The organism is Celerinatantimonas diazotrophica, assembly GCF_004339545.1.
Lineage (GTDB): Bacteria > Pseudomonadota > Gammaproteobacteria > Enterobacterales > Celerinatantimonadaceae > Celerinatantimonas > Celerinatantimonas diazotrophica.
Genome location: NZ_SMGD01000005.1, coordinates 1 through 13,090, shown reverse-complemented (window position 1 = coordinate 13,090; position 13,090 = coordinate 1). Strand labels below are relative to the sequence as shown.

Genomic DNA, 13,090 nt, shown 5'->3' with positions numbered 1-13,090 from the left:
TTAGCGATTCTGAAGTGGTGTTTGACGGTGATTCGTTAGCTGCCAAGTCACTAATATTGTGTATAAAATAAAGGCAATAAAATAACATCCTGCCATAGTTAAAGCCATTGCTGCTGGGGAGCTTCCGCCTAAACCACTTATCGGGGCACTGATCCCTCCAAGAATAAACATCAATGAACCTAACAAGGCTGATGCGCCGCCGCTACCACTGGCTGCGATTTCTTGCATGGCTAAAGCGGTACTGGTTGTCCCAATCATGCTGTTAACAATCACAGCGCAAAATAGCAAAGGCAGAAATATCCAGAGAGAGGCGTTAAGGTAGCTACTTACCAACAGTAAACTAACCGCAACGACAGCAAAAATTAAAACGGCTTGCATCACCTTTTGTTCGCCAAAGCGAATGGCTAATTTGGCACTCATCTGAGCACTAACCACGAGCCCGCAGCCATTGACAGCAAAACAGACGCTATAGAGCTGCGCCGAAAGGTGATAATGCTCTTGCAACACAAAAGAAGAAGCCCCGATATAAGCGAACATCCCTGCTAGCACAAATCCTTGTGTTAGACATAATCCGATAAAGCGTTTTCTAGTTATGAGTTTTCCCATCTGCTGAAATGAAATTAATAGTGAACTATTTGAGCGATCCGATTTGGGTAGGGTTTCTTGCAGTTGCAGATGGCTAAATAGTAACAGCACAATACTAATGAGCATTAATACGATAAATATACCTCGCCAATCCATAATTGTGAGCAATCCAGCCCCGGCGACGGGGGCCACAATGGGAGCAATACCGTTGATCATCATGAGTAAGGCGAAGAATTTAGTCAGTTCATGGCCTTGATAGCGATCCCTTGCGATGGATCGAGAAATAACTACGCCACCTGAGCCACTAAGACCTTGAAATAAACGAGCGATAATAAGTTGTTCCATCGATTGTGCAAAACAGCAAGCAAGAGTCGATAAAACGAGCAATGTCAGCGATATCATGAGCGGAAGACGTCGACCATAGCGATCACTGAGGGGCCCAAATAGCAATTGACCAATGCCAAGGCCAACTAATGAACTGGTAAGACTTAATTGTGTCGCAGATGGGGTCGTGGCAAATACTTGGGTAATTTCAGGGAGCGATGCGATGTAAAGATCGGTGCACAGAGGGCCGAGTGCCGCTAGATATCCGAGGATAAGAGCATAATTCAGGCGCGTCTGGGGAAGACAGCCAGCCGTTTTCATTATCTGATTCCTTCAAAACATTTGGCGGCGAACTGATTCGCGCCAAATTTGGATTGTAACGATATGCTGATGACAAAGAATCAATAGCTGAATTTAGCTACCGATGCGTGGAACTGTTCAATTGATCCAATATTTTGTGCATCACTTAAGTTCTGGCATGGGTGATGATGTTCACCACAGGTAAAGAGGATTAAGCGGTCACGATGAGAGTTTTTGAGCTCCATGGTGAACCGCATCAGCTCTTCACGAGTGAGCTTCATTAACTCCTCGACGACCTCTTCACGCTGATTAAAATGTTTATCTTTATTGGCAATACTGACCCAGAATCGTCGAGCTCGAGTACGCATGTTGGTTTCTTTTTCAAGGATTTGCCCCGCTAAGCCATGTTTGGCTTCAATCCACTGCTGCTCGCTGAGTTCATTTAATACTTTGGGAAAATGGTCAATAAATTGATCAATCGCATCGAGCAGACTTTGAGGCGCGCTATTGGGAGACTGAATATAAAATAACATTCCTGGATGGCGGTTAAGTGGTAAGTTCCCATTCCCCACGATATAACCCAGTTGCTGCTGGGTACGGAGCTCATAGAAAAAGATCGAAGACATGAGCTGGTTACATAATGAAAACAAAGCGGTTTGTTTGGCACTGACAATTGGGCTTTGAAAATACATGAGCAAGGCTGAATCATTATGTTGGCAATGATGGCGATAGTTTAATGTTTGTAATCCTTCCAGATTCATTAATTCGCGCGGTGTTTCGTTAGCAGGGTTATTTCCTTCGACTAGTGTTCGGCGAATGTATTGGCCGATTGACTGGGCCTGCTTTTTAGACCAACTCCCATAAATAAAGGCTTCAACGTGAATATTGCGATAAATATTAGCGATAAATTCGCTCATCTGTTCAACGTGAACATCTTCAATGGCGGCTGCGAGTTGGGCACCAGTAGGGCTTTTCGGCTGTAAAATAGCAGTCAGCTGGTGGAATAACTGATTAATTGGCTTTATTTTACTTTGGTTTAACCACGTGTGAATGAGTTGTTGTTTCACTAATTTAAAGCGCTGAGCATTGTACTGACCATGCTGTCGACTATCTAACACCAGTTTAATCAATTCAAACTGACGTTCGCTAAATCCGCTGCTATGCAACGTGAAGCCGCCTTGATGAGGATAGATCTGGTAACTCATCCCTGCTATTTCAGCTTGGTAGGTGATCTCAGCTAAATAATCGAGGATAATTTCAACTGCCAATTGGTTTTGGGCGATATGCTTAACCGATTGCACAGCAAAAGCCGAGTCAAGTGAGATGTAAATATGCCCTTTGGGTAGCTTAAATTCACCATCTTGATAGTGCCAAAGTTTAAATCCTTTTTCATCAATCAGTGGGTAAGGGACCTCCGTTGTATCATTATACTGATTTTTCGGATTGGCTAGATTTAAGAAAGGATTTTCCGACGGGAGCTGGATCGGCATGACCTGCGGATTGCTCCACCGCTTTAATTGTTCGTGATTAAAGGGGATCTTTTTATAAGGTGTATCATACCAAGGTGCAACAGCATCGGTGTCGACACCGGGGCTGACCAAGGTTAAACGCATCGTTTGTGGTGTCATTTTCTGAATGAATTTTTGAATCTGCTCTGGTTCAAACTGTTCCATTAAATAATCACCGATTAATACATCTTCTTCGGCGAATTGCTGTAAATTAATTGCGTAGTGGGCAGCCAGATCAATGGAACGGCTGCGTTCTTGATAATGCCATGCCCTTTTGAGAAGCTGCCGTTTTTCCTCGTAACGCCACGATTCAAGCCCTTGCTGAGCAATTAGTTGTATGAGTGAGAAGGTCGCTTCTACGATGGTATCAATCGCATTTAATCCATCTTCATTAAGCTGATAGCTGATGGTGAATTCTCGAAAATTTTGGCCGCTAATCCCGCCGCCAGCTGCCATATTTTGGATTAATCCTTCATGACGTAAAAGGGCAATGAGGCTATTAGGGCCCTCATAACCGATTAAATTAGCTAAGAATTCTAATGGTTTATTAGGATAAAGTTCCTGAGGATGAATATTCTCAAAGTTAAACGATAAAGTGAGCCGATGGACCTCTTTAAGAGGCTCAACGTTGATAATTATGCCTTGGTCTTCATCACGTAATAGCGGAATCTGCGCCCGCGCATGCCAGTTTCGTTTTTTTATGGGCGCAAAAAAACTCAGCCAATTTTGCTGTTGAGCCAATGAGTGGTGACTAATAAGAACAAAGGTCATACGGTCAGCTGAGTAATGCTGATGGTAAAATTTCAGTAAGTCATCTCGGACACAGTGATCAGGGCGATCGGCAAGCGTTTTCTCAGAGCCAACTGAGAACTTGCTAAAAGGGTGCTCAGGATTAATAGTTTGTTTGTGAACCTGGTAAAGTCGGCGAACATCATCTTGAATTTTCAATTGATACTCTGAGTCGACGGCTTGACGTTCTTTATCAACCAACTCAGGGGTAAATAATGGGCTAATGAAAAATTGACTGAAACGATCTAGGGCACCTTCAAGCCAATCATTATCAATATCAAAAAAGAAGTTAGTAAATTCTGTACCAGTCCACGCATTATTGCTGCCGCCATGATGACTGATGTACTGCTGATATTCTCCTGCATGAGGGTATTTTTCGGTACCTAGAAACAACATATGCTCGAGAAAATGAGCTAGGCCTTCTCGTGGCAGAGGATCATCAAAATGACCGACGTTGATGGCTAGGGCCGCCGCCGCTTTTGGGGTTTGGGGATCACTGATGAGCAAGGCTTTCAGGCCATTATCGAGGGTAACTGTTCGATATTCTCGTGAGTCAGTCGGACTTGTTCGCAAAGAACACTCCATATTTTAATGGTTTCGAATTATTATCAGTATGACAGCATAGACATGCAATCAATGACAGGTCATTTTCTGTAACTTGTTTTATGTTAGGTCAACACAGGGTAACATGTCTTTAATTTTAGCATGATAGGTAAATACAATGGATATTTATGTTATGCGTCATGGGCAAGCAGAGATGACGGCTCAGAGTGACAGACAACGACAGTTAACTGCCAGGGGGCGCGGACAAGTGCAATTGATGGCCGCTAAACTTGCTTCTGTGATCACTAAGTTCGATTATGTTTTATTGAGTCCTTACTTGCGGGCTCAGCAAACTTGGGACGAAGCAACCGGTTATTACCAACAGCCAACCCATCTGGAAACGCTTGATGAGTTAACGCCCCATGGCGATGCAAAAGATGTGGTTTATTTTATAAAACAATTAGCAAGTGATTCAAAAGTGCTGATCGTCTCTCATTTACCATTAGTCGGATACATTGTTCAAGAACTTGTTCCCAGTGCTGGAGCTCCGCTGTTTGCCACCGGTGGTGTTGCTCATGTCGTTACTGGCGATGAAAACGAATTGATTTCTCTTGATAATCCTGCGAATTAAAAAATAGAGGCTGAGTTGAATCACTCAGCCTTGTACAGCACTAAACAACGCTTGCACTGATTGCATCAACGGCAATAATAGCTTGTGCGATATCTTCAGCCGTTAACCCAGTATCTAGATTGCCTAGCGTATCACCTGGGGCAATTGCTTGTTCTCCCACTTTTAGCAATCCTTCAGCAGATTCATTTTCTAAATGCATCTCTTTGAGTGTGGTCGGCATCTTAATGGCACGATAGAATCTGATGAATTTTTCTAGCTCTTCCCGAGATCGTTTTTCTAGAACCATCTGGACAAGGGTTCCGTACGCGACTTTTTCACCATGGGTAAGGTGGTGAATATCGCCACTTAATGCTGTAAAGCCGTTATGGATAGCATGGGCACCGGCAAGGCCTGCATTTTCAAACCCAAGGCCAGAAAGCAACGTATTAGCTTCAATTACAGCTTCTACCGCTGGGGTTACAACTTTTTTCTCAACGGCGTTATAGGCATTTATTCCATGCGTAAGCAATGTTTCCTGGCAGGCTTTTGCAATGGCCACTCCGGCAATGGATGGACGGGCTCCGACCATAGAGTCGCTATTGGTGCGGATGACGGCTTGAGCTTCAACATAAGTTGCTAACCCATCAGCAATACCTGATGCAAATAAACGTACGGGGGCTTGCACACATACTTGAGTGTCGACAAAAACGAGATCGGGATTTTTATTATAAAAACGATAACTATCAAATTCACCCGCTTCAGAATAAATAACTGACAGAGCGCTACAAGGGGCATCAGTTGAAGCAACGGTTGGAACGATCACCACTGGTTGGTTTAAATCATCTGCAACTGCTTTAACCGTATCGAGTGTTTTACCACCCCCAATACCGACGACGACCTGAGTTTGTTCTTGTTTCGCGATTGTAACTAAGCGGGTAATTTCTTGGTTAGAAACTTCGCCCTTAAACTGTTCATAAGTATAGGTTAGGTTGGCTTCTTTAAGAGAGCTTTCACATTTTTCAGCAACAATTTTCCAGACGACATCATCAGCAACTAGCAAAATATGCTCTCCCATGATGCTGAGCTGTTTGCCAAGCTTACTTAAAATGCCGAATCCTTGCATGTACTTAGAAGGGGATGAAAAGATAATCTGGCTCATTAGAACTCCTTAAATTTATGATCAAGTGGCTTAAGTTGGCTGAATTGTCTTCAAAAGACACAATAATCGTTTGTGTAAGAACTATATTGGCACTGAATAGAACTTCCACTCACAGTCACTGACTAGACGAATGAGTCACTGTGAATCGTTCATGAATGAATTGCTAAATCAAAGGGCAGAGTGGATTCCAAGTAGCAACTTTAATAATTCATTTTAATATTTGTATAAGTAACCATCAAGGTAATGATTTGGGAGTGTGAGCGGCCAATCAAAATTCATTTTTTGATAGAGGAAAAGCATCGAAATGTCATATGGCGATCACATTTCTATTATACATTCGCTTTTCGATTGAACTTTTTGTGATATAAAACTCTAAGTATATTGACCAGCACAAAATTCAATGCTGTTAAAAAGGATATCTACAACTTTTCTATATTTCGAAATCGTGGACTATGGAACTTTTTAACCGATTTCATTGATGTAGTAGGTATAAATATGAAAATTTTTAAAAAATATTCTCCTAAGCATATTGCTCGTTATGTCAAAGCCTTTTTTAAAGGTCGCATTTATATTCAAGGGCGTGGTGCATATGAATTTGACCACGGTAAGTTGATTATGCTTAAGGATTATCAGACACCTAAACATCGTCGAACAGTTAGTGAAATAAACCACTGTATTGATCAGTTCAATCACGATCACGAAGCTGCATAGTGATTCTTCAATAGTCACAACATTTGAATTTTTATCATCATAACTCTTAATTCCGGGGTAGGTTAATCAGAGCAAGTAGTGCACTGTTGCCTCCCCATTGACGAGGTGCTTGGCTAAAACACGCGATGTCAGGGTGTTGTGCCAACCATTGAGGCACTCTCTTTTTCAAGATATTTTGGCCATGACCATGCATAATACAGACAACACTAACCCGTTGTTTTAAGCAGGCGTAAAGTAGTGCGGCTATCTCCTGTTTGGCTTGTTGCTGAGTGAGGCCATGTAAGTCAAGGAAAAGTTCAGGAGCATATTGCCCCTTGCGTAACTTTTTTAATTCGTTTGGCTCAGTTTCTGCTGCGCGCCACACCATCGGCCCATCTTCTGGCAATAATGGGCTATATTCATCAGAAAAATAATAGCTTTGCTGACTAATTCTTTGGTTTATTTGACCCTCATTTGGCCTTTTTTGCTTGATTCGAGGTGGCTGTAGCCGTATTTTATCTTGTTCTAATGGCCTAACCCCGTTTAGGGCATCTTTAAAAAGTGCTAAATCAGCATCAGTTGCAGTTTTTTTGGGCATATAACAGCTAAACAAATACATCAATATGTGTAATTGTACGCAATAGCGGAGTGAAATTGGAAAAGATTTTTGTTGACGAGGCGGTCAAAGAGCTTCACACAATACAAGATATGCTGCGATGGGCGGTAAGTCGATTTAATTACGCCAATCTGTATTATGGTCACGGAACTGATAATGCTTGGGATGAAGCAATCCAATTGGTTTTTCCCGCATTGTATTTACCGATTGATATTGGTCAGGATATAAAAGAAGCGCGCTTGACTAAAAGTGAGCGAGAAATGTTGGTTGAACTGGTTATAAGACGCGTTCAGGAGCGTATTCCGGTTGCTTATTTAACCAATAAAGCTTGGTTTGCAGGTTTAGAGTTTTACGTGGATGAACGGGTGTTGGTTCCCCGTTCCCCCATTGCAGAATTAATTGAACAGCAGTTTCAACCATGGCTGCGTGATGAACCGAAACGAATCCTTGATTTGTGTACGGGCAGTGGCTGTATTGCGATTGCCTGCAGTTATGCTTTCCCCAATGCAGAAGTCGATGCGGTCGATATCTCTGATGATGCTCTGGCTGTAGCGGAGATTAACATTCAAAATCATGGCCTGGAGCAACAAGTATTCCCGATTCAGTCGGATGGGTTTGCCGGTCTTGCTGGCCAGCGCTACGATCTGATCGTCAGCAATCCGCCATATGTGGATGAAGTTGATATGGCGCATCTACCTGAAGAGTTTTGTCATGAGCCCGAACTGGGGCTGGCATCGGGCAGTGATGGCTTGGCACTTACACGGCAAATATTACGCCACGGTAGTGAGCACCTGAATGATGAAGGTGTATTAATTGTCGAGGTCGGCAACAGTCAAGTTCATTTGCAAGAGCAGTATCCACAAGTGCCTTTCACATGGCTTGAATTTGCTAATGGTGGGCATGGCGTGTTCGCTCTGACGAAGCAGCAATTAGTTGACTATGGTCAAGAATTTTAAGAATAAATTTAAGAGTTGAGGCATAAATGGCGGGAAACAGTATAGGTCAGCATTTTCGGGTGACTACATTTGGCGAAAGCCATGGTATTGCTTTGGGATGTATTATTGATGGTTGTCCTAGTGGCTTAGAAATCGATGAAGAGAAGATCCAGAAAGATTTGGATCGCCGTCGTCCGGGCTCATCGCGTTATACTACTGCCCGCCGTGAAAGTGATTCGGTGAAAATACTCTCAGGTGTTTTTGAAGGGAAAACAACCGGAACGTCGATTGGTTTGCTAATTGAAAATACCGACCAGCGTTCTAAAGACTATTCGGCGATCAGTCAGTTATTTCGCCCGGGACACGCTGATTATACCTATCATCAGAAATACGGTATTCGTGATTATCGTGGTGGTGGTCGTTCGTCTGCTCGTGAAACAGCGATGCGCGTTGCTGCCGGTGCTATTGCGAAAGCATATTTGAAAGCTCAGCTAGGCATTGAAATTCATGGCTATTTAAGCCAATTGGGTCCGATTAAAGCGCAAAAAATTGATTGGCAGCAGATCGAACAAAACCCGTTTTTCTTTCCTGATGCCGATGGCTTAGATGCGCTTGATGCGTTTATGCGGGATCTAAAAAAACAAGGCGATTCGATCGGCGCGAAAGTGAGTGTCTGTGCTAAACATGTTCCGGTAGGATTAGGAGAACCAGTTTTTGACCGATTGGATGCGGATATTGCGCATGCGCTGATGAGTATTAACGCGGTTAAAGCGGTTTCTATTGGAGATGGTTTCGATGTTGTTAATCAGCATGGCAGTGAACATCGTGATGCCTTGACGCCTCAAGGGTTTGCCTCTAATCATGCCGGTGGTGTATTAGGTGGTATTTCATCCGGTCAGGATATTATTGCCCATATTGCACTTAAGCCCACTTCTAGTATTACTGTTCCTGGTCAGACGATTAACATTGATGGTCAGTCAACTGAAGTTGTGACGAAAGGACGCCATGATCCGTGTGTTGGTATTCGAGCGGTGCCGATTGCAGAAGCTATGCTGGCAATCGTGTTAATGGATCACTATCTGCGCCATCGTGGGCAGAATATGGATGTTCACACTAAGACACCTTTTTTAGCCTAATCTAGGTCAGCGATAAATGTATTAAGCCTTACATTTATCGCTGTTAAACCAAACATGTTACTGAAAAATATTAAGTGGCTGGGAGGCTGCTACTTTGCCTATTTTGGTGTACTAGGCGTTATAGTTCCCTATTTGTCAGTTTTCTTGTCCGGACGAGGATTCGATTCGGCAACGATTGGTACCATCATGGCGATTACGCTAGCCATGCGAGTCATTAGTCCTGGACTTTGGTCTGCTATTGCCCAAAAGAGTGGTCGGCGAGTGCAGATGATCCGCATTGGCGCATTGCTTACCATCGCGACGTTAGTCTGTTTAAGTTTTGATCTTGCTTATTGGGTCATGCTCGCTCTCTTAGCTGGATACAATCTATTTTGGAATGGATTACAGGCACAAATTGAAACGTTAACCCTTAATAGCCTCGCCACCCAGGCAGCCCGTTATCCTGCGATTCGAGCGTGGGGGAGTATTGGTTTTATCATCGTAACGATGATCACCGGTGTGTTGGTCCATCAGTTTGGCAGTGAAACCATCGAATGGATTGCAGCTGTTTCGGTTAGCTGTTTAATCTTATTCACAATTCCCGTCGTTCAACCTCAAGTCCAAATGGTCCAGACACCTGATCGACGACATACCAATCTTCAAGCGCTCTTTAAACCAGCTATGATTCTTTTTTGGTTGGCTATTTTGTGTCTGCAAATGAGTCATGGTCCTTACTACACTTTTTTTGTACTTTATCTTCGTCAGGGTGGCTATTCAACGACCTTTGCCAGCGCCATGGTGTCATTAGGTGTGTTGGTTGAGATCTCCATGTTTATGGTTGCGGGGCGGCTCTTTATCCGTTTTAGTGCCCATCGAGTTTTATTATGGGCATTAGGTTTAACTGTTGTTCGTTGGTTGTTACTTGGGTATTGTCGCGATATCTTACCGTTGCTCGTGCTTGAACAAGCATTGCATGCTGCCAGTTTTGCACTTGCTCATGCCGCATCAATGCAGTTATTGAGTCGTCAGTATACTCAGGCACAGCAAAGCAGTGCACAAGCCCTGTATGCCAGCTGTGGCTTTGGTTTAGGCGGTGCGCTTGGGGCCTTTTTTTCCGGTTTATTTTGGCATGATGGCAGTGGGGCCCAGTTGACGATGACAATAGCTGCAGCCTTGGCGTTTCTCGGGTTCATCTTAGTTGCTCTGATGCCCAAAGAGATGTTTGAAAAGGATATAGCGAATGCATAATGCAGATGATTTAACTAGGGACTGTTGACCTTTGGTGGTTGAATTTTGTTCAAATTAAACGCATTTTGAACGCGGCGCACCCTACGTCGCTTAATGAGTTAAGCAAGCAGGGGGTAACAAAGTTCAGGATGCGTTTAAATGAACCCTAAGGGCAGTATCTGAGAGGAATTTATCCAGCGTTAAACGTTCTTTGTGGAGAATAACTACACGGCACAACGTTTGCCTTGCCTAAATCCCTCTCAGATTTCTGCAAAACTAATCACAAAAGGTCAACAGTCCCTAGGCTTTCAGCGATTACACGACTGTTTTGATGCAAGGTAATGCTTAAACAGTCAGGTTCTATCAGGAAATGAATAAATGAGAAAATGCCGTACCGACGATGAATACTGTCAAGATTTGATAAATATGTTCGTGGGAATTCTTCCTAATCTAACAATAGAAGGTGAAGCTGACGAGCCGTTTTATCAAGCTCCTCGAGCTAACAGCAATGCAATCCTTTATTTTAGGAGTAATTATCCGAGAAGCCTGCTACATGAAATGTCACATTATTGCCTCGCTGGCGATCGGCGGAGGGATTTGGATGATTTCGGTTATTGGTACACTCCTTGCGGAAGAACAACGGAGGAACAGCTGCGTTTTGAAGTTGTTGAAGCGAGGCCGCAAGGATTGGAAAAATTAATGTGTGAAATTGTCGGCATTAAGTTTTCACCAAGTACTGACGATTTTTCAGGACGTCCACCCTCGGAAAGTTTTCTGCAACATTTAGAGCTAGCCTATCAAGAAATGCTGGTAAATCCACCTCCCACCGCAAATAAAGTATTGTCTGGTATGAGAAGCTACTGGGTAAACTAATTCGCACATGTTGAGCAAAGTCTGATATATACTGTATTGGTTTGTCTAAGTTTAGCTATCAACTGGGTCGAATATAAAATATGAGGGCATTGTTTTTTGCATCATTAGCAATGATCTTGAGTATGGTTTGATATGTAAACTGTTTGAAATGACTATTTGTGCTGCATAGCGTATAAGCATAAAAGTACTATTTAATTCCACCGGAATTATCTACGGTTTTTATGATGGATTGATCTTATCTTTCATTTAGAAAATAGACCGAGGGGTAATGATCATTGACAGTCAATAAGATGGATTTCGATGAAATTAAGCACAACAGTGGTAAAAAATAATCCGGTTGTTTCATTTTTCCTTTTTTCCTCGTTTCTCCTGACTATCGCCCGCGGTGCAGTCATCCCGTTTTTGGCGATATACTGACGGCTGCCTTCGGTGAAAGTATTACTTCTGCCGGTTTTGCATTATCGTTGAGCTCCATTGTTGGTATTGTTTTAAGCCTATACGCTGGCAGGCTTGCCCACGCTAAAAACGCTTGGATGACAATATTCATTCTGTTGCTATTGATTCTTCTGTCAATGTTTTTGGGAGCTTTGTCCGGAGGACTGGCTACGCTTACATTGCTCCTTATCGTGATGAACTTTGCTTATTCCTGTATCGAGATATTACTTCGAACTTATATCTCCAGTCAGAAAGGGATCCTCGATAAAAAGAAAATTTTTTCGGCCAATTATTTTGCAGTTAATATGGGATGGGCGCTTGGACCGTTGCTTGGTGCTCAGGTGCAAGGTTGGCAACTAAATGCGATTTTTTACGCCGGTGCAATTGCGTCACTTTTTCCGCTTATCTGGCTAATTATAAGGACAGATGTTCCCCGAGAGTTCCGTATTCAGCAAGTCAAAAATAATAAGGAGCGCTTATCAACTGATAGTAAAAAAATACTCCGTCAGGAGGATTTTTCATCAGGGAAGTTGTTTCTGTTAACCTTGGCATCATTTTTGGGAGCATTTGTATACGGTAATCCAGTTGCTTATCTTTCGCAGCATTTAGTACAGCACTATAGTGCGCAGACAACATCCAGTATAGTTTCACTGATGATGTTCACTAATGCGGCAGTCGTGTTGCTATTTCAGCATTATATTATCAGTAAGATAACTCGGGGCAATATGCTTAAGTTTCTGATGATTGCGACAGGTTGCTTTGTAGCAGGCCTCATTATTTTTCTTCATGCTGGCGAGTCTCGTCCGGCTTGGATCGCAGGCATGTTCTTATTTGCTCTAGGCGAAGTTATTTTTGTTCCTACATTATTTTTAATAACCGATTTGATAGCGCCTGCATACGCTCGTGGAAGCTATTTTTCGGTACAAAATCTTGGAGCAACGGGGGCGGCCTTAAGCCCATTCGTGATGGGGTATATTCTTAGCACGGAGGATTCGGTTGTTGCATTTGGTTTTCTGGGTATAGTTATCTTTTTTAGTTTTTTATTGATTTATTGCATGAGAATTAATCAGCTAAGAGTCAACGAAAGTTAATAATTATCCAAGGATGACGGTGATTCATTCCACAAGTCTGTATTGCCCCAAAATTATAGATGGCCATATACTTCATTGAGTTTGATGTACAAATCAGTTTTTCATCGCTGCTTTTTATATTTACTAGGGACTGTTGACCTTTTGTGATTAGTTTTGCAGAAATCTGAGAGGGATTTAGGCAAGGCAAACGTTGTACCGTGTAGTTATTCTCCACAAAGAACGTTTAACGCTGGATAAATTCCTCTCAGATACTGCCCTTGGGGTTCATTTAAACGCATCCTGAACTTTGT

The 13,090-nt window shown here is 42.8% G+C and carries 11 protein-coding genes; 7 read left to right on the top strand and 4 right to left on the bottom strand.

Translation table 11 applies throughout. The features are described from left to right. Nucleotides 1–1,230, bottom strand: coding sequence for a multidrug effflux MFS transporter (locus tag EV690_RS02300; RefSeq protein ID WP_131911333.1), 1,230 nt, complete (start codon nt 1,228–1,230; stop codon nt 1–3). An 80-nt stretch (nt 1,231–1,310) separates the two neighbouring features. Beyond that, nucleotides 1,311–4,079 carry an insulinase family protein gene (locus tag EV690_RS02295; protein ID WP_224054876.1) on the bottom strand — a complete coding sequence of 923 codons (2,769 nt, stop codon included), beginning with the start codon at nt 4,077–4,079 and terminating at the stop codon, nt 1,311–1,313. 148 nt (nt 4,080–4,227) lie between these two features. Between EV690_RS02295 and sixA the strand changes: the two genes are divergently transcribed. Then, nucleotides 4,228–4,680: a phosphohistidine phosphatase SixA gene (sixA, locus tag EV690_RS02290; protein WP_131911331.1), complete on the top strand. Its 453-nt coding sequence runs from the start codon at nt 4,228–4,230 to the stop codon at nt 4,678–4,680. A 40-nt stretch (nt 4,681–4,720) separates the two neighbouring features. Here sixA and EV690_RS02285 read toward each other — a convergent pair whose 3' ends face one another. Beyond that, nucleotides 4,721–5,818 (bottom strand): glycerol dehydrogenase, encoded by a 1,098-nt coding sequence (locus tag EV690_RS02285; RefSeq protein ID WP_131911330.1) that lies wholly within the window; start codon nt 5,816–5,818, stop codon nt 4,721–4,723. A gap of 495 nt (nt 5,819–6,313) precedes the next feature. Between EV690_RS02285 and EV690_RS02280 the strand changes: the two genes are divergently transcribed. Next, the gene (locus EV690_RS02280) at nt 6,314–6,529 is read left to right on the top strand and encodes a DUF1107 domain-containing protein (RefSeq protein WP_131911329.1); all 216 of its coding nucleotides are present in this window, start codon (nt 6,314–6,316) and stop codon (nt 6,527–6,529) included. 46 nt (nt 6,530–6,575) lie between these two features. On the opposite strand, the gene smrB is transcribed toward EV690_RS02280, so the two are convergent. Next, on the bottom strand, nt 6,576–7,106 hold the full coding sequence (smrB, locus tag EV690_RS02275) for an endonuclease SmrB (RefSeq protein ID WP_131911328.1): 531 nt from the start codon (nt 7,104–7,106) through the stop codon (nt 6,576–6,578). 56 nt (nt 7,107–7,162) lie between these two features. On the opposite strand from smrB, the gene prmB reads away from it, so the two are divergent. From prmB to EV690_RS02250, 5 genes are all read left to right on the top strand, one after another. After that, nucleotides 7,163–8,080: a 50S ribosomal protein L3 N(5)-glutamine methyltransferase gene (prmB, locus tag EV690_RS02270; protein ID WP_131911327.1), complete on the top strand. Its 918-nt coding sequence runs from the start codon at nt 7,163–7,165 to the stop codon at nt 8,078–8,080. A gap of 26 nt (nt 8,081–8,106) precedes the next feature. After that, complete coding sequence (gene aroC, locus EV690_RS02265) at nt 8,107–9,195, top strand: chorismate synthase (protein ID WP_131911326.1); 1,089 nt, start codon at nt 8,107–8,109, stop codon at nt 9,193–9,195. A 54-nt stretch (nt 9,196–9,249) separates the two neighbouring features. Further along, nucleotides 9,250–10,422, top strand: a complete 1,173-nt coding sequence (locus EV690_RS02260) for an MFS transporter (RefSeq protein ID WP_131911325.1) — start codon at nt 9,250–9,252, stop codon at nt 10,420–10,422. 357 nt (nt 10,423–10,779) lie between these two features. Continuing rightward, entirely contained in the window at nt 10,780–11,274 is a 495-nt protein-coding gene (locus tag EV690_RS02255) for an elongation factor P hydroxylase (RefSeq protein ID WP_131911324.1), read from the top strand. 344 nt (nt 11,275–11,618) lie between these two features. After that, entirely contained in the window at nt 11,619–12,800 is a 1,182-nt protein-coding gene (locus tag EV690_RS02250) for an MFS transporter (protein WP_131911323.1), read from the top strand. The last annotated feature ends 290 nt before the right edge of the window (nt 12,801–13,090 follow it).

Excerpts from the sequence above, each read along its gene's own strand:
- EV690_RS02300 (WP_131911333.1), bottom strand. The coding sequence starts at position 1,230 with ATGAAAACGGCTGGCTGTCTTCCCCAGACGCGCCTGAATTATGCTCTT.
- sixA (WP_131911331.1), top strand. The coding sequence starts at position 4,228 with ATGGATATTTATGTTATGCGTCATGGGCAAGCAGAGATGACGGCTCAG.
- EV690_RS02260 (WP_131911325.1), top strand. The coding sequence starts at position 9,250 with ATGTTACTGAAAAATATTAAGTGGCTGGGAGGCTGCTACTTTGCCTAT.
- EV690_RS02280 (WP_131911329.1), top strand. The coding sequence starts at position 6,314 with ATGAAAATTTTTAAAAAATATTCTCCTAAGCATATTGCTCGTTATGTC.
- EV690_RS02285 (WP_131911330.1), bottom strand. The coding sequence starts at position 5,818 with ATGAGCCAGATTATCTTTTCATCCCCTTCTAAGTACATGCAAGGATTC.
- aroC (WP_131911326.1), top strand. The coding sequence starts at position 8,107 with ATGGCGGGAAACAGTATAGGTCAGCATTTTCGGGTGACTACATTTGGC.
- smrB (WP_131911328.1), bottom strand. The coding sequence starts at position 7,106 with ATGCCCAAAAAAACTGCAACTGATGCTGATTTAGCACTTTTTAAAGAT.
- EV690_RS02255 (WP_131911324.1), top strand. The coding sequence starts at position 10,780 with ATGAGAAAATGCCGTACCGACGATGAATACTGTCAAGATTTGATAAAT.